This window comes from Cyanobacterium sp., from assembly GCF_054166785.1.
Genome location: NZ_JBSZCP010000047.1, coordinates 1 through 18220, shown reverse-complemented (window position 1 = coordinate 18220; position 18220 = coordinate 1). Strand labels below are relative to the sequence as shown.

The 18220-nt window shown below is 37.0% G+C and carries 17 protein-coding genes; 10 read left to right on the top strand and 7 right to left on the bottom strand.

From position 1 onward, the window contains the following. Positions 1 to 255 precede the first annotated feature (255 nt). Together rpaB and dndE are read right to left on the bottom strand one after the other, a co-directional pair. A complete protein-coding gene (gene rpaB / locus ACXITR_RS09805; protein WP_457997047.1) occupies positions 256 to 1002 on the bottom strand; it encodes a response regulator transcription factor RpaB in 747 nt (248 codons plus the stop codon). 409 nt (positions 1003 to 1411) lie between these two features. Continuing rightward, positions 1412 to 1828: a DNA sulfur modification protein DndE gene (dndE, locus tag ACXITR_RS09800; RefSeq protein ID WP_457997048.1), complete on the bottom strand. Its 417-nt coding sequence runs from the start codon at positions 1826 to 1828 to the stop codon at positions 1412 to 1414. A 136-nt stretch (positions 1829 to 1964) separates the two neighbouring features. Between dndE and ACXITR_RS09795 the strand changes: the two genes are divergently transcribed. The 10 genes from ACXITR_RS09795 (at position 1965) to ACXITR_RS09750 (ending at position 14901) form a co-directional block, all read left to right on the top strand. Then, positions 1965 to 2528, top strand: a complete 564-nt coding sequence (locus ACXITR_RS09795) for a Uma2 family endonuclease (protein ID WP_457997046.1) — start codon at positions 1965 to 1967, stop codon at positions 2526 to 2528. 186 nt (positions 2529 to 2714) lie between these two features. After that, complete coding sequence (gene glyA / locus ACXITR_RS09790) at positions 2715 to 3998, top strand: serine hydroxymethyltransferase (protein WP_457997045.1); 1284 nt, start codon at positions 2715 to 2717, stop codon at positions 3996 to 3998. A gap of 197 nt (positions 3999 to 4195) precedes the next feature. After that, positions 4196 to 4840: a class I SAM-dependent methyltransferase gene (locus ACXITR_RS09785; protein WP_457997044.1), complete on the top strand. Its 645-nt coding sequence runs from the start codon at positions 4196 to 4198 to the stop codon at positions 4838 to 4840. A gap of 115 nt (positions 4841 to 4955) precedes the next feature. Beyond that, entirely contained in the window at positions 4956 to 5225 is a 270-nt protein-coding gene (gene pedR, locus ACXITR_RS09780) for a photosynthetic electron transport-dependent transcriptional regulator PedR (protein ID WP_457997043.1), read from the top strand. A gap of 27 nt (positions 5226 to 5252) precedes the next feature. After that, positions 5253 to 7781 carry an exonuclease domain-containing protein gene (locus ACXITR_RS09775; RefSeq protein WP_457997042.1) on the top strand — a complete coding sequence of 843 codons (2529 nt, stop codon included), beginning with the start codon at positions 5253 to 5255 and terminating at the stop codon, positions 7779 to 7781. Positions 7782 to 7881: 100 nt separating this feature from the next. Further along, the gene (gene dnaN / locus ACXITR_RS09770; protein WP_457997041.1) at positions 7882 to 9063 is read left to right on the top strand and encodes a DNA polymerase III subunit beta; all 1182 of its coding nucleotides are present in this window, start codon (positions 7882 to 7884) and stop codon (positions 9061 to 9063) included. A gap of 111 nt (positions 9064 to 9174) precedes the next feature. Then, positions 9175 to 10629, top strand: coding sequence for a protein kinase domain-containing protein (locus ACXITR_RS09765; RefSeq protein WP_457997040.1), 1455 nt, complete (start codon positions 9175 to 9177; stop codon positions 10627 to 10629). 17 nt (positions 10630 to 10646) lie between these two features. Further along, positions 10647 to 11519, top strand: a complete 873-nt coding sequence (locus ACXITR_RS09760; RefSeq protein WP_457997039.1) for a M15 family metallopeptidase — start codon at positions 10647 to 10649, stop codon at positions 11517 to 11519. Between the two features lie 163 nt (positions 11520 to 11682). Further along, positions 11683 to 13455 (top strand): protein kinase domain-containing protein, encoded by a 1773-nt coding sequence (locus tag ACXITR_RS09755; RefSeq protein WP_457997038.1) that lies wholly within the window; start codon positions 11683 to 11685, stop codon positions 13453 to 13455. 36 nt (positions 13456 to 13491) lie between these two features. Then, positions 13492 to 14901, top strand: a complete 1410-nt coding sequence (locus ACXITR_RS09750; protein ID WP_457997037.1) for a protein kinase domain-containing protein — start codon at positions 13492 to 13494, stop codon at positions 14899 to 14901. Between the two features lie 29 nt (positions 14902 to 14930). Here ACXITR_RS09750 and ACXITR_RS09745 read toward each other — a convergent pair whose 3' ends face one another. From ACXITR_RS09745 to ACXITR_RS09725, 5 genes are all read right to left on the bottom strand, one after another. Continuing rightward, positions 14931 to 15632: a sugar transferase gene (locus tag ACXITR_RS09745; RefSeq protein ID WP_457997036.1), complete on the bottom strand. Its 702-nt coding sequence runs from the start codon at positions 15630 to 15632 to the stop codon at positions 14931 to 14933. Between the two features lie 117 nt (positions 15633 to 15749). Further along, on the bottom strand, positions 15750 to 16874 hold the full coding sequence (locus ACXITR_RS09740; protein ID WP_457997035.1) for a glycosyltransferase: 1125 nt from the start codon (positions 16872 to 16874) through the stop codon (positions 15750 to 15752). 6 nt (positions 16875 to 16880) lie between these two features. Further along, on the bottom strand, positions 16881 to 17237 hold the full coding sequence (locus ACXITR_RS09735) for a single-stranded DNA-binding protein (protein WP_457997034.1): 357 nt from the start codon (positions 17235 to 17237) through the stop codon (positions 16881 to 16883). A 72-nt stretch (positions 17238 to 17309) separates the two neighbouring features. After that, entirely contained in the window at positions 17310 to 17789 is a 480-nt protein-coding gene (gene rnhA, locus ACXITR_RS09730) for a ribonuclease HI (protein WP_457997033.1), read from the bottom strand. Beyond that, complete coding sequence (locus ACXITR_RS09725; RefSeq protein ID WP_457997032.1) at positions 17782 to 17982, bottom strand: hypothetical protein; 201 nt, start codon at positions 17980 to 17982, stop codon at positions 17782 to 17784. The genes rnhA and ACXITR_RS09725 overlap by 8 nt, the downstream gene beginning before the upstream one ends. Positions 17983 to 18220: the final 238 nt, after the last annotated feature.

The following is an 18220-nucleotide window of genomic DNA, read 5'->3' as shown; positions in this document are numbered from 1 at the left end:
GTGGACAAGTTCTTTTTTTCTTTGGTAATAGAGGTTTAATTATTTCCCATTCTTGATCACTTAGACTGCTAGAGTAAGCCATTATTCCATTTATCAATTTGTTCCTCTCAATATTCTACTAGATACCAAATGGGTTCTATATTGTTCTGGATTTTGGTGTCAATTTATTTTTTTACACAAACATAGGAAAGTCGCCCCAGAAGGGCGAGGCTTTAAACCCAAGTTTTTTCGCAAAATGTAGTGAAATATTAATCCCTAACTACCACTAGAAACTCTTTTTTCCCCGGGTTCTAAAATACGTTGAAACAAATATCCCGTACCCCTAGCCGTTAAAATTAGTTCAGGATTACTAGGATCTTCCTCTAATTTAGCTCTTAAACGGGAAACATGGACATCCACAACCCTAGTATCTACATGACGCTCAGGAGTATATCCCCATACCTCTTGGAGAATTTCGGAGCGAGAAAAAGGTTCTCCAGATTTACTTACTAATAACTCTAATAAACTAAATTCCATGCCCGTGAGGCGAATTCTCTGATCTCCTTTATAAACCTGTCTTTTATTGGTATCAATGCGAATAGAGTTTACTGAAATTACCCCAGAGCTAGGAATACCAGCTACTCCATCTTTATCTACCCGTCTCAATACAGAGCGAATTCTAGCCTCTAATTCTTTGGGAGAAAAAGGTTTTACTACATAGTCATCTGCACCTAATTCTAGTCCAGTGATACGGTCAGCTACGTCTCCCAAAGCTGTTAACATGATAATGGGAATGTCTGATTCTTTGCGTAGTTCCTGACATACTCCATACCCATCTAGTTTGGGCATCATAACATCTAATACTACTAAATCTGGTTGGGTTTCGTGGAAAGTGGCGATCGCATCTTCTCCATCAGCAGCCGTTACCACATCATAACCAATCATTGACAGACGAGTTTCTAAAATTCGTCTAATACTAGCTTCATCATCAACAACTAAAATTCTTTCTTTTTGTGTGTCCAATTTACAAAACTCCTCGATCCCTATATAGTGTACTCTTATAAATATCTGTTCATGGAAAAGATTTCCTTAAAAAAATCAAAAAATTAACAAGGAAACCCTAAAATTATTTGTTTGTATCTCTAGGCGTATTATCCAGAGTGTTTTTTTTAATAATCATAATATTAATTTACAATAATTTTAACCTCTCAACATAAAGAATTACTTTTACTCAAGATAATTAAGAGTGGCATAGCTCCCGTTTACAGTTTTCAGAATTACACTTTAAACCCGCTATAAATTGCAAAATCATCGATTTTTGCCCAAAAAACTATCCCATCAGAATTTTTTTCAGCTTCCTTTGTCGCTCACAGGATAATAACCCATGGTAAAATTAATTTTAATTGGTGTAAAAAAAAATCTATTTTAAAAACTACTTAATCGTAGAATTAGTTCCTTGATTTATAATGTTTAAACCAACAAAATCTTCAATATTGCGTAAGCTCATATCTCCTACCAGATAACCGATACCCCGATGGAGATGGAGGATAAACTGTTCTTTGAGGGTAGCATCATCCAAATCTAAACCATCTTGATAACATCGTTGTTTCAGTACCAATAGTAGTATATCTGCCATATTTCCCCCAAATACTTGCCACGTCATTTCTAAATTACTATCGTTAGGAATTGGGTAGGGCGTTGGTTTATTTTCTTCAGCAATGGAGCGACAAAATGCCCACCGACAAAGGACATTCCAATTTTCTATTTTAGTAATTTTTTTGAGCCTAATTAGTTGATCTTTTCCTTTTTTTGATATTTTTATTCTTTCTATGGGCGATCGTGAATTAATATGTTTTGCAGTATGCACTTTATCAATTAATACGTTGAAAATAGACTTTTCATTATATCTCGCCAAGACACCAAGAACCCAACGTCAAGATTAAAATAAAAATTATTATCATCGACCAACCTTCATTATAAAAGTCATGACTCAAGCTCTATCTAAAATCATTACTTTGGAGCAATTTCTGCAACAACCAGAAACTCAACCTGCCCAAGAATATATTAACGGAAATATTTATCCTAAACCCATGCCCCAAGGACAACATAGTACAATTCAAGGAGAACTTGTTACCATCATTAACCATGGGATGAAAAAAACAAAAATTGCATGGGCTTTTCCCAAACTAAGATGTACTTTTACAGATAAATCCATTGTGCCAGATGTGGCAATATTTAAATGGCAAAATTTACCCGTCAATGAAGATGGTACTATTTCTAATAAATTTTTGTTACCCCCTGATTGGACAATAGAGATATTAAGCCCTAACCAGTCCGAAAGTTTAGTTACAAAAAAAATTGTTCATTGTCTCACCAATGGCACTGAAATGGGGTGGTTAATTGACCCAAATCAAAAGTTAATTTTTACCTATACTAGCAATAGTCATCCCCTTTATTTTGAGTTAGAAAGTGACTTAATTCCAGTTCCCGAATTTGCTACGGATTTAGAAATTACCCTAGGAGATATTTTTAGTTGGTTAAAGGTTTAAGTTTCACAATTTAAAATCCTTGCCTTAAAATAGATAAAATTCAATAACTCTGGGTTTAATTGCTTAACCAGAGGGAATAAAGATAAGTTTATTATTCATTATCAATTCTCCATTATCAATTAATTTGTAGCTCACAATGGATTATCATATATAGGAGTATTACATATAATTAAGACATAAATTAAAGTGAGCCAAACTAATCTAAACTATTTAGCCGATACAGATCCAGCCATAGCGGAAATTATTTCTAACGAGTTACAACGCCAAAGAAGTCACCTCGAATTAATTGCCAGTGAAAACTTTACCTCTCCTGCGGTAATGGCTGCCCAGGGTTCTGTTTTAACCAACAAGTATGCGGAAGGTTTACCCGGGAAGCGTTATTATGGTGGTTGTCATTTTGTTGACCAAGCGGAAGATTTAGCCATCGAAAGAGCTAAAGAATTATTCGGTGCGGAGATGGCCAACGTACAGCCCCACTCTGGCGCCCAAGCGAACTTTGCCGTCTTTTTAACCCTCCTCAACCCCGGGGACAAAATTATGGGCATGGATTTATCCCACGGTGGACACCTTACCCATGGTTCTCCTGTAAACGTTTCTGGTAAGTGGTTTGAAGTATGTCAGTATGGTGTGAGCAAGGAAACTGAGCGCCTAGATTATGATGAAATCAGAGCATTAGCATTAAAAGAGCGTCCTAAGTTAATCATTTGTGGTTATTCTGCTTATCCTCGTATTATCGATTTCGCTAAATTCCGTGAAATTGCGGATGAAGTAGGCGCATATTTACTCGCAGACATCGCCCATATTGCTGGTTTGGTAGCCAGTGGACATCACCCCAATCCTGTGCCTTATTGTGATGTAGTTACTACCACTACCCATAAAACCCTCAGAGGCCCCCGTGGTGGCTTAATTTTGACCCGTGATGCAGAATTAGGGAAAAAACTTAATAAATCTGTATTCCCCGGTACCCAAGGCGGTCCTTTGGAACATGTTATTGCTGGGAAGGCGGTGGCTTTTGGAGAGGCGTTAAAACCTGAGTTTAAAACGTATTGTGGTCAGGTGATTGCTAACTCTCAGGCTTTGGGTGCTCAGTTGGTAAACAGAGGCTTTAAGTTGGTATCTGGGGGTAGTGATAACCATTTGAATTTGGTTGATTTACGCTCCATTGGTATGACTGGTAAGGTGGCAGACAAGTTGTTAGGTGAAACTAGCATCACTGCGAACAAAAATACTGTTCCTTTTGATCCTGAGTCTCCTTTTGTTACTAGCGGTTTACGTTTGGGTTCTCCTGCTGAAACCACTCGGGGCTTAAAAGAGGTTGAGTTTACCGAGATTGCCAATATTATTGCCGATCGCCTCTTAAACCCTGATGATGAGGCTGTTAGAACCGATTGTGTACGCCGTGTAGAGGCTCTGTGCGATCGTTTCCCCCTCTATCCTCACATTACCATCCCTGTTCCTGCTTTAGCTTAATTTATAGTTAAAATTAACTTGAATCCCTCAATTTTTGGGGGATTTAGTTTAATTAGCGATGGTTTGTTAAATAAATTAAAAATGTTGATATATAAAACGTACTACAAACCTAAAAAAACCAAAATTATCATTATCAATTATCCACTCTCCATTATCAATTAAAATTACGATTTAATTTTGTCAGCAAGGAAAAAGTCATGCTATTACAACCCCACCAAAGAGTAAAATTAGACGACACCGAAGACACTTTATTTTACGCTTATCCCCGTTTTGTTACCCATGTTGACAATAACTTTATCAGTCAATTAACTAACTTGTACCGTCAAGAATTAAAACCGAATACAAAAATATTGGACTTGATGAGTAGTTGGGTTTCTCATCTTCCCCCAGAAATGAAATTTAGCCACGTAGAAGGTCATGGCATGAATGAAGAGGAGTTGAAAAAAAATGAGAGATTAGACCACTATTTTTTGCAAAACCTTAATAGTAATTTGCAACTACCCCTCGAAAATGAAGATTTTGATGCTGTATTGTGTACCGTATCTATTCAATATCTGCAATATCCTGAAGCCATATTCATGGAAATTGCTCGAATCCTCAAACCCAATGGAATAGCTATCTTTACCTTTTCTAATCGAATGTTTTACCAAAAAGCTATTACGGCTTGGCGTGATGCCACTGATAGACAAAGAATCTTTTTAACCAAATCCTATTTTCAATCTGTACCTGAATTTAACCCCCCCGAAGTGATAGCCCAACAACCCGAAACACCTACTTTTTTACAAATGTTTGGTATGGGTGCAAAAGATCCCTTTTATGCAGTTTACGCAAGAAAAAAGTAATTTAAGGTTTCATGAAAAATTAAAATTATAGAAGCAGACAAGGGATAAATGTTGACTTTTCGTTACAATAACCATAGGTAAATATTTATGGATAAATTAGGTAAAGCAAAATAATATGGCGAGTGGTAAAAATACCGACAACAATAGTTTATCTCAAAGAGAATTAGAGATCTTGGAGCTAGTAGCCACTGGCTTAACTAATAATGATATTGCAGATAAATTAGAAATTAGCAAAAGAACCGTAGATAATCACATTAGTAATATTTTAACAAAGACGAAGACGGACAATCGAGTTGAGTTAGTTCGTTGGGCGCTACAGTGGGGTAAAATTTGCCTTGATGAGGTTAATTGTTGTACGTTACCTGAGCATTTACCTTCTGATTAACACTCACCCGTTAAATCAAAGATTGTTTTGAACTCTATTAATAATTCTGAGAAATTTAAGTCTTCATTGTATTCTAAACCGTTTAAAAATGACCCTAATTACATAGTTGTTGATACAGAAGGGCAAGATATTCTTAGGGAAATTGCTATTATCGATAGTCAAGGGAAATTAATTTATGAAGCCTTTGTAGAAGGACATTATAATAATGAGTCACAAAAAATTAAATGTAAATCTTTAATACAAATTATTGATGATTTAGATCATTTATTACAGGGAAAAAATATTATATGTCATTCCGCAACCCATGATAAAAAGATATTAAAAAATAGTTTTCAAGCCACTACAATACAGTTTCCTATTTGTAGATTTGTTTGTACTTTTCAACTTACAAAAAGGCATTATCCCCACTATCCTAACTATTCCCTAAGCTATATTAGTAAACAACTGAGACTTAAGGTTAAAAATCGCTTTTTCAATGATAATTTAGCCCATAGTGCGGTATATGATGCAAAATTTACCCATCAATTGTATTTACATTTACTTAGTATAAAAACTATGAATAAAATAATTATTTCTAAGTCTGAATTAAGTCAGTATCCTAATCCTTTTACTAGCAGTAGAGTAGATAATCCTTTTCAAACACACCTAGATTTTCAGCAAGTTTATCAGACAGAGTATGAAAGTTTAAAGTCAATTTTAAAGGCTGTTAAGATAGACAATAATAATCAGAGTAAGGGTGCTGTTGTTATTGGGGAAGCAGGTACGGGTAAAACTCATTTAATTATGAGAATTGCTAAGGAATTATTAGTAAGAAATCGTGTTTTATTTATTAGACAACCTAATAATCCTGATTATATTTTTTATCATATATATAGTCGCATTTTAGAGTCTTTTAATGAGTCTGTAGAGGGTACAAATAGAACTCAGCTAGAGCTTTTAATTGCCCATAGTTTTACCAATATTTTATTAAAAATTGAAAAGTTGGTTAGTAATCCTAAAGCTCAAAAATTTATTAAAACTCTTCGGGATGATAGTTTAAGTTTATATGAAGCATTCGGTGAGGAAGATAATAAAAATTATCAAACTAATTGGAATTTTATTGAACGGGCGATTATTAATTGGTGGTCAGAAAATTTTTCCATTGGTGGTTATGGTTTAGAAATTTTGCGGGGGATGATTAAATTTTGTCGTTATAGTCGTTCAGATTTTAAGGATATAATTAGACGTTGGTTATCGGGGAAAGAGTTAAGCGAAGAAGAAGCCGAAAAGATAGGTTTAAAAAACTGGAATGATGAACTTAGTAGAGAAGAATTTGCCCTGGATGCGATCGCCGTTTTCGGTAAATTATCAATGCTAGATGAACCATTAATTATAGTATTTGATCAATTAGAAGGACTAGGATTAAAACAAAATCAAAATATCTTAGAAAACTTTGGGTTAGCCATTAAAGAAATCTTAACCCATGTACCCAATAGCCTAGTTATTTTAAATCTTTTTCCTGACCGTTGGGAGCAATTCAAAAATTATTTTGATAGTTCGGTGGTTGATAGATTATCCCAAAATTGTGTTACCTTATCTCCACCAAAAGCTGAACAAATTAGAGAAATTTTAAACCTCAAAGCCCAAGCTGTTGGTTTGTCTATCAATGACTTTTTAACGGAAAAAGACTTAACCGACATTTTATCGCAATCATCCATCAGAAGTATTATAAATAGAGCCTCAGACTATTATCGTTATAAGGCTGAAAATATTCCTCTTCCTTTCTTTCCACCACAAAAAAGTATGATTCTTGATGCTCCCAATACCTTAGAAAAAAGAGTAGAGCAACTTGAAAATATTTTACAACAAATAGCTAAACTAACCAATGGCTTTTTAGCAGAAAAATATAATGATGAAGAAAATATTTCTTTACCTGATATGTTCCCAGAATTATCAGTAAAGAAGAATAATAATAGTACAAAAGATGATGAATTTTTTAAAGATAAATTAATTGAATCATTAGAAAGGTTAAAAAATAATATTATCAAGGAATACCATCTCCCACAAATTATTACTGACTCTGATGATATTGGAAAATTGATTACTATTACGGAAACGATAGCTAGTTATTATCAGAATGTAGAAATAAATCAGTTAAGATTAGGTAATAAAAAATTACCTGAACATATTGTTCTTAATACTCAAAAAGAGGAATTTATTATAGGATTTCTTAATATAAGTAGTTCTAGTTTTAGTAGCAGATTACGTAATATTAATGAATTAGTAAGTGCTAATTCTAAAAGTCATTTTTTATTATTTAGAGATGAAAGAGAGCCTCAGATAAAAGGTAAAGTTGGCAAGTTAGAAATAGAGAAATTAAATAATACAAAAAACGGTCAATTTATTATTTTTGATGAAACTAGCCGTATTAACTTCGAGTTGGTTTATCAGTTAATTATTCAGATTCAAGAGAAAGATTTAGAATTAGATTTAGCAAAATCTTTTACTTTGCTACCTGAAATTCTGGAGGAAGATTCTTTGATAACCTTATTACTCAAAAAAATCATTAAAAATTAACATCAGATTCTGAGTTAAAATATTGAGTCTGTGTAAAACTAACCATCTCCAGCGTTAGTTATAGATTCAGTATATTTATTTATATTCAACATAAAAAACCGTGAAGATTATCTGTTCTCAAAGTGAGCTAAAAAATAACTTATCTTTAGTAAGTCGTGCTGTACCCAGTCGCCCTACCCATCCTATCTTAGGAAATGTATTATTAGTGGCCGATGGTGAAAAAAATACTGTTACTCTCACAGGATTTGATTTGAGTTTGGGAATGCGTACCAGCTTTGCCGCCGAGGTTGAGGAGGGAGGTAGTATCACCTTACCTGCTAAATTATTTAATGATATAGTCAGTCGTTTACCCGATGGGGAAATTACCGTTAGTTTTGATTCTGACGAAGTAGATAATAATCCATCAGTTGCGATCGCCTCTATGTATGGTAAATTTCAACTTAGGGGAGTATCAGCGGACGAATTTCCAGAATTACCAGCAGTAGAAAAGGAAGAAGCCTTAATGTTGCCCGTAACGGCATTGAGTGAAGGTTTAAAAGGCTCTTTATTTGCCGCCAGTGGCGATGAAGCCAAACAAATTTTAACAGGGATACACCTCACCCGTAACCTCGATACCCTCGAATTTGCCGCTACCGATGGACACCGTTTAGCCGTGGTAAAAACCACCGATGATAAAGAAGTATCCGAGGATGGGGAAGAAACCACCGATGATGATATTTCCATCAGTGAAGAACAAAATTTCACCATGACAATCCCTGCCCGTGCCTTACGGGAATTAGAAAAGATTTTAACCATGGCAAAAGAAGAAGAAAGTATTGCCCTTTATGTGGATGATGGACAGGTGGTATTTGAATTGGGGGCGCAAAATTTAACCAGTCGCAAACTAGATGGGGCTTACCCTAATTATAATCAGTTAATTCCCACATCTTTCGATCGCACCATGGTAGTAGAAAGAAAAAGAATAATTGAAAGTTTAGAAAGGGTATCCGTATTACTAGACCAAAAAAATAATATGGTTAAATTTACCTTAGATGGTAAAAATGATCAACTATTTCTATCCGTAGAAGCCAACGAATTAGGTAGTGCCAAAGAAAGTATCGTCGCCGAAATCACAGGGGATGACTTTGAAATAGGTTTTAATATTCGTTACCTAATGGACGGCTTAAAAGCCTTATCCTCCAACGAAATTACCTTTCACTTTAATGGGGCAATTCAACCTGTCATTGTCACCCCCCTCAGTGGTTTACAGATGAAATATTTAATTATGCCAGTGAAACTATAACTATGTAGATGGTGGGCATTGCCCACCCTAATTCATTGAGGTTCAAAATATTCCCATTACTTAAAAAATAGCTATCATTAAAAAAAGGTTTATATCGGTGGGAAAGTTGTCATGGAAAAAATAATTAATAATAGATATGAAATTATAAATAACCTTAACAAAGGAGACACTAGGGAAACATTTCTCGCCAAAGATACCCAAATGCCCTCAGAAAAATTAGTGGTTATCAAAAAACTAAAACTCCCCCATAGTGAAAAAAACAACCTTGAATTAGTCCAAACCTTATTCACCAAACAAGCCCAAACATTAGAGCAAATAGGGCAAAATTCCACTCAAATTCCCCACCTTTACGACTACTTTACCGAAGATGAGCAGTTTTATCTCATCCAAGAATATATCGACGGAAAAAACCTCATAGATTTAGACATCACTAACTTTGCCCAATGTGAAGCTATACTTTCATCCCTCCTCAGTACCCTAAAATATATTCATAGTCAGAATATTATCCACCGAAACATTAAACCAGAAAATATCATTATTCGTAACAACGATGGCTTACCCGTATTAACCGATTTTGGAGTAATCCCAGAAATTATGGGTGCCGTTAATCATTCCACCCCAGAAACTTCACCTATTAACGCTACCACAGGCTTTATCGCCCCCGAACAAAATGCAGGAAAAATTTTATTTGCCAGTGATTTATATGCCCTTGGTTTAACCATGATTTATACCCTCACAGGTAAATATCCCATGGAATTTAACCATAATCCCTTAACGGGAGAATTAGACTGGGATAGCTCATTACCCAATATACCAGCGCCCCTTAAAACCATCTTACAAAAAGCCATCAAAATAGAAATCGGGCAGAGATACCATAGCGCCCAAGAAATGTATTTAGCCCTCCATCAAAGTCAACCTCAAACCATCTCCCAAGCCACCGTTTTAGTCGCCCCAAACAACGATATGGGGGCAGTGAATTCCTCTAGCTATAACCCCACCATGGTGGTATCCCCTTCATCACAAAACTTCAGCCAAGCAAATTATCCCCCTCCTGTTAGTGGTATAAACCCTAGCCAAGGTTATTATCAACACCCTCCCCATCAAGATAGTAATCAAAATATCATTATCATTTTATTAACCGCCATACTTGTTGCCATCGGAGTTTCTGGGGGCTTTTTTATTGCTATGCGTATGGGAGATTCTCAGCAAACCGCTACCGTGACACAAGGGGAAGTAGAAATTTCAGAAGAGTTGATAGGGGAAATCGAAAACTCACCACCCATAGAGATTAACGAAGGGGAAACCCCCGCCCCTAGCCCCGTGGAAAACAACTCCCCACCCCCCACGGCAAACGTTGCTACCAATGCCCGTATTGGAGGCTCTATGGGGGTTAAAAATATTCGTTCGGGACCGGGTACAGCCTATGGAATAGTGGGTACTGGTGTTACAGGAGAGGGCATTGATATTTTGGATAGTGGTTATGACTCGGGGGGGTATTTGTGGTATCGAGTATATCATCCTACTTCGGGGGTAACGGGATGGATGGCTGCACAATTAGTTAATTAATTTGGGATGGTTTTTTGATGAAATTTTTGCGCTCTTTATTTTCTAATTTTCAATTTATTAATTTTTTTCTGGCTTCTTTGATAGTAGTGTTACTTTTTAGCTGGATTCATCTTTCTGGTGATTCTATGGATAATAGCGGAGTGATAGTTAATAGCGATAAATCATCCGTGGACATTGTGATGGAGGAAATACTTCCCGATGAAGCCGAATCCGTTGAAAATCTGATTTCTCCTCCTTCTTCTGATAGGGTTGATGATTCTGTGGAAAATGAAACACAGGATTTTAGTGTTACTCCAGATTTACCACCTCCTTTATCCTTATCAACCCCCCAACCGCCCTCTGAAAATGTTGATAATTCTTTGTTCTCCATGACAAGTTTTGGACATTTTCCCTATGCAGAAGCCCCCCAAGAGCGATTGGTTAATATGGGGAAATATTACAACCGTACGGAATTTCTTGATCAAGAAGCGGCCACGGCTTTTCGTGGGATGAAAGAGGGGGCTAAAAGTCAGGGCATTGATTTAGTTTTGATTTCTGGTTTTCGTAGTGTGGCTTCTCAGACTACTCTTTTTGGAAATCAGGTGGGTAGGAGGGGTTCGGCGGAAGCGGCGGCAAAGGTGAGTGCGCCCCCCGGTTATAGTGAACACCATACGGGTTATGCGTTAGATATGGGGGATGGAAAGCAACCAAATCTTGATTTAAAACCAGAGTTTGAATCTAGTGGGGCAGGGCAATGGCTTTTGATGAATGCGCATCAATATGGTTTTGAAATGTCTTTTCCTCGGAATAATCGGCAGGGGGTTACTTATGAGCCTTGGCATTGGCGTTTTGTGGGTTCACCCCGTGCTAGTGAAATATTTAATGTTGCCCGTCAATTTGCCCAAAATTAAATGGTTATTAAAAGATTCATTCCATGATTAAGGTATCTAAAAATTCATGGTTTTTAATAATAATAATAATTTTTTAATAGTGTTATTTTTTTAGACAAAAAAGGGTATCCTAATATTAAACTATAAAATTATTTTTTATAGGAATTGGCAAAGAAAAAAGGTAATGGGCGATTACGAAGGGTTGCTGCGCGATCGCCTTTATACCCCAAAATTAAAATATACCCTCAATCGAGTAAAAGTGATGGCAGAAATAATTAACGGTCGCTACGAGATAATGGACACCCTTGGCAAAGGTGGATTTGGAGAAACATTCATCGCTAAAGATACCCAGATGCCCTCTGGAAAGTTGGTAGTCATCAAGAAATTAAAACCCCTAAACAGTGATACTGCTAACCTCGAATTAGTACAAAATCTATTCGCCAAAGAAGCTCAAGTATTAGAACAACTAGGGCAAAACTGCACCCAAATCCCCACCCTTTACGCCTACCTCATCGAAGACGGGGAATTTTACCTCATCCAAGAACATATCGAAGGAGAAAGCCTTGCGGATATAGCCACCATCAACTTTGCTCGGTGTGAAGCCATCCTCTCATCTTTGCTTAATACCCTCAAATATATCCATAGTCAGAATATTATCCACCGTGACATCAAACCCGAAAATATCATCATTCGCAAAAGCGATGGTTTACCCGTCTTAATAGACTTTGGGGCAGTAAAAGAAACCATGGGTGCCATGACAAGGAGTAACGGCTCCACCGTAAGCTCTGTGGTGCTTGGTACAAGGGGCTTTATGGCTCCCGAACAAAGTGCAGGAAGAACCCTCTTTAGTAGTGATTTATATGCCTTGGGTTTAACCATGATTTATGGACTCACAGGTAAATATCCCATCGAATTTGCCAATAACCCCCTCACAGGGGAACTAGATTGGGATAGCTCATTACCCAATATCCCAGCGCACCTTAAAACCGTATTGCAAAAAGCCATAAAAATGGAAGTGGGGCAAAGATACAATACCGCCCAAGATATGTACCTAGCTCTCCACCAAAGTCAAACTCAAAGCGTCTCCCAAGCCACCGTTTTAGTTGCTCCCAACAATAATGTAGGGGGAATGAACCCCTCTAGTTATAATCCCACCATGGTGGTATCCCCTTCAGGACAAAACTTTAACCAAGGCGGTGTTCCCCAGCCTGTTAGTGGTGCAAACTATAGCCAAGGTTATTATCAACAACCCCCGAATCAAGGTAATAATAACAATAAAAATAATATTATTGTCATTTTGTTAACGGCGATTCTCGTCGCCCTCGGAGTCTCTGGGGGCTTTTTTGCTATGGAACAAATGAGGGAAAATCAAGCAAAGTTAGACCGCATCGAACAAGAAAAAGCGGAAGCGGAACAAAAACTCATTGAGGAACAACAAAAAAGAGAGGAAGAAGAAGTAAGACGATTGGAGTCGGAAAGGTTAGCCTCAGAAGCGCAACAGGCTAGGCTTCGGGCTGAGGAAGAAAGAAGAAGGGCAGAGGAGGAAAGAAGAAGGGCAGAACAACAAGCAAGAAATACAACAAATATTTCTATTACCGATCCAATAAACCCTCAAACCTCGTCAGGAAATAACTCTGGTGTTAATAATCCAGATATTTCTAATGCTACTATTTACATTCATTACCAGTCGAATGAATCCACCGCTCGTTCCTTACAAAATCATTTAATTTCAAGAGGAGTGAGTATAGGGGGAGACATTGATCGAATTAATGGTATAAGGAAGAATGATATTCGTTATTCAAGTGCTTCTGCTTTACCCTTGGCAAGAGCAGTAAAAAATGAAATAGAATCATTCTACGCAAGTAGAGGTATTAGTAGAAATCTTGAAATGGTTGATTTATCAGCAAGAGGTTTTCAAACTCCAACTAATCAGATGGAAATATGGATTAATGACTAAGATATTTACAATTTTCATCATTTAAATAAAGGTATTATGAATACTGTTCTCGTTAACCGTTATGAAGTAATTAACATCCTTGGCAAAGGTGGATTTGGAGAAACATTCATTGCCAAAGATACCCAGATGCCTTCTGAAAAGTTGGTAGTTATCAAAAAATTGAAACCGATACATAATCAAACTGATAACCTCAATTTTTTACAAAAATTATTTGAAAAAGAAGCCCAAGTATTAGAACAGCTAGGGCAAAATTGCACCCAAATTCCTACCCTCTACGCCTCTTTCATAGAAGATGGTCAGTTTTACCTAATTCAAGAACATATAGAAGGAGAAAGTCTTGCAGATATAGGCATTATTAACTTTACTCGGTGTGAAGCCATTCTCTCATCCCTACTCAATACTCTTAAATATATCCATAGTCAGAATATTATTCATCGTGACATCAAACCAGAAAATATAATCATCCGTAAAAGTGATGGTTTACCCGTATTAATAGACTTTGGAGCAGTCAAAGAAACCATGGGTGCCATGACAAGGAGTAACGGCTCCACCGTAAGCTCTGTGGTGGTGGGTACAAGGGGCTTTATGGCTCCCGAACAAAGTGCAGGAAGAACCCTCTTTAGTAGTGATTTATATGCCTTGGGTTTAACAATGATTCATGGACTCACAGGAAAATATCCCATGGAATTTACCAATAACCCCGCCACAGGGCAACTAGACTGGGATAGCTCATTACCTAATATTCCAGCGCACCTTAAAACTGTATTACAAAAAGCCATCAAAATGGAAGTAGGGCAAAGATACAGTACCGCCCAAGATATGTATTTAGCCCTTCACCAAAGCCAAAGTCAAACCAATACCCAAAATACTGTTTTAGTTGCTCCTGCGAATAATAGAGGGGAGATGAATTCTTCTAGTTACAATCCCACGGTGGTGGTATCTCCTTCAGAGCAAAATTTTAGTCAAAGTTATTATCAACCTCCCAATAAAGGAAATAATAACAATATTATCGTTATTTTGTTAACTGCGATTCTTGTGGGTCTTGGTGTTTCAGGGGGGTTTTTTGCTATGGAACAAATGAGACAAAATCAAGCTAAATTAGATCGCATTGAGCAAGAAAAAGCAGAAGAAGAACAAAAACTAATTGAAGAACAAAACAGTCAAGGGGAAAATATAGAGTTTGATTCTCCTGCCCCCCCTATTAATAATAACCCCCCTATTAATAATACTAATAATCAACTGATCCGAGTTGTAGTTATGACAAATAATTCTGCTGACGAAATTATAATTAAGCAACTTTATCCTGATGCTTTTCGTTCCAACTATCAAGGACAGATGGTCTGGCAAGTAGGAGTGTTTCGTATTCATCAGAATGCAATACAAGCGGAACAAACTTTGATTAATGTTGGTTTGGATCCTATCCTAATCCCTCAAAATTTAAAATAATAGAGTATTTTTTTTATTTGGCTATTCATCTAATAAGCCCCATTATTTGTCGTAGCAAACATTACTAAAATTGTTTTCAAAATAATCCAAAGATCAAAAATAAAATTATTATTGATAACATAGTAAACATCCATTAAAACTCGACGGTTATAAGGAATATCATTTCTTCCTGAGACTTGCCATAAACCTGTTATACCCGGTTTTATTGTTAATACTTTTTCAATTTTGTTACCGTACATATAAAGCTCTTTAGGCACGAGAGGACGAGGTCCAACAATGCTCATATCTCCTTTTAAAACATTCAAAAATTGGGGAAATTCATCTAAACTTGTCGCTCTTAAAAATCTGCCAATCCAAGTAATACGAGGATCTTTTTTAAGTTTAAAATTACTTTCAAATTCAGCCCTTGTCTGGGGGCATTCTGCCAAAATTTGGTCTAATATTTGGTCAGCGTTATTGACCATGGTTCTATATTTGATACATTTAAAGGTTTGAAAATTTTTACCGACTCTTTCTTGATAGTAAAAAATAGGTCCGGGGGAGCTAGTCAAGATTAGCAGAGCAATGGTTAGGTAAAGAGGAAAACAAACTATTAATACTGTGGCAGAAAAGATAATATCAAATGCTCTTTTATAACGATAACGACTCGAAATAGTAGTCTGTGCGATCGCCCTTGAGCTTCTAAAACTACGCACAGGTTTTTTAAACAAAAATGGGGTATTGATGGTCATTGTTACTCCTCTGGTCACACCTAATTAATTATCATTGAATATCTCGATAATTGAGAGAAAATAGTTGATCTATTAATTTTGTTTTATTATTACTCAAAACTATGGTGTGTTGATTGTTTATTTTGCACTAAATTGGTCAATGGATTGATCGATGAATTTTTGGTATGACTTTTGGAATACCGAAAGACTAAATTTTTGAGCATTAATAAGGCAGTTTTCTGGATTAACATAGGGGGCTAAATTTTCAAAAGTATTAACCGCATTCACTAATGAATCTACGGTTTGAGAGAGAAAAAATATACCCGTGCCTGTATCCCGATTGGTTTGCATATCAATGACGGTTTCTAATGCCCCTCCCCCTCCGTAGGCAATGACAGGTGTACCACAGGCTTGAGCCTCGACGATGGCAATGCCAAAATCTTCACAAGCTCCGTAAATAAACGCTTTAGCCGAAGATAAATATTTTTTTAGGGTAATATCATCCACTGACCCCAAGAGGGTAATATTAGGCTTGGCAAGGGCTTTTATGGACTTAAATTCTGGACCATCCCCAATGACGACTAAAGGTTTACCTAGTTTATTAAACGCTTCTACGATCAAAGATACTTTTTTATAACTAACAAGACGGGATACAATTACGTAAAAATTTTCTTTCCGAGCCTCAAAGGGAAATTCATCCACTTGTACGGGAGGATAAATTACTTCCGCTTCTCGACGATAGCAACGCCATATCCTTCGGGCTGTATGACTGGAATTGGCAATAAAGTAATCTACTCGATGGGCAGAAATTACATCCCATTGTCTGATTTTGTGAAGAAGGTAACGGGCAACCAATCCTTTTAGGGGTGAGGTGCGTTGGAGATAGTCAAAGGTTAAGTCCCACGCATAGCGCATGGGGGTATGGCAATAGCAGATATGAAGTTGATCTGGTGTAGTAATAACCCCTTTTGCCACAGCATGGGAGGAAGATAACACTAAATCGTATTCCGTTAGATTTAACTGCTCAATGGCAATGGGTAATAAAGGTAAATAATTTTGGATGCCATTTTGACTAAAGGGAAAATTTTGTAGAAAGGATGTTCTTATTTCCCGTCCATAAAGATAACTTTGGGGATTAGAAGACTCAAAATCAATGAGTGCATATAGTTGAGCATCTATTAACTGTAAAATCTCTTTCACCACTAATTCTGAGCCTCCCGTGGCTTTGGGAGTTAACCATTCATGGACTAAGGCTGTTTTCATGAAAACCTAGAATTCATCATTACCAGAATTGTATCTTTCATTGTCCCGTTTTGAGCCTAATAAATCAAGACGATCAACTCTAATGATGGGTTTTGAACGATTTACTCCTGTGTTGCGATCGCTCCAGGTATCAATTTTTAAAGATCCCTGAATACCAATTAAACTACCCTTTTTAGTATAGTTACCGGCCACCTCCGCAGTTTTTCCCCAAATTTCTAGCTCAAACCAATCAGGGCCTTCATCTCTTTTACTAGGGCGATTTACCGCTAGGGTGAGACGACATTTTACGCTCCCAGAGTCAAAGTAACGAACCTCTGGATCTGTACCCGTACGACCTACTAAATTGACGATATTTAGACTCATTTTCTTTTGCCTATGCTCCGATGATGTACTAATATCTTACTACATTTTTTTTGTTAATCATCAATTAAATAATCACGGCAAATAGTTTTCATCGGGGGGTAAATTAGCCCCATGGGCGGCTTCAAAGGCAAGGCGATCGCACCTTTCATTTTCCTTATTACCAGCATGACCCCTAACCCAGATAAATTCTACCTCGTGTTTGCGACATAGCGGCAATAAATCTGCCCATAAATCAGGGTTTTTAGCCTTTTCCTTTGCATTACGCATCCAACCATTTTTCTCCCATTTCTGAGCCCATCCTTTACTGATGGCATTTACCACATATTGAGAGTCGGTGTACAGCCTAACTTGACATTTTTTCTTGAGGGTACGTAATCCAGCAATGACCGCAAAAATTTCCATACGATTATTCGTGGTTAAATTAAACCCTCCCGACAACTCCTTACGATGATCTCCATATAGTAACACTACCCCATACCCCCCGGCTCCCGGGTTGTGTAAACAAGAGCCATCGGTGTAAATCTCTACTTGTTGTAACTCTTGATTATTCATTCCCATTACCCTTAAATACTCTACTCATCTGACTATTGATCAAATCGGTGATTGCTTTTTCATAATTAGAGGCGATCGCCAATAGAATCCCCCCAAAAATATACCACGGTAAAGGAGCAATAAAACTTTTTACCCATAGCCCAAACTGAGCCAAAACAAACAGTAAAACAAATAAAACAAACCAAGCCTTCATTCTTAACCCTCACTCCTCACAACTGCTCACAATGTAACATGATACTAACTCAAGTTGATAAAAAATCTTCCCCCTTCACCTAGAAGAAAGAAGACAAAATGAACTACAGCAATCCGCTACTCTGAGATTGCTGTTTCTGACGCTTCTTTGCAGACATCTGCTTTTTCGCCCCAAGTTGCCTCATACTTCCGCATTCGGTAGAGCTTGACGACTCTGCATCTAAAGAGGCACGTTCCAT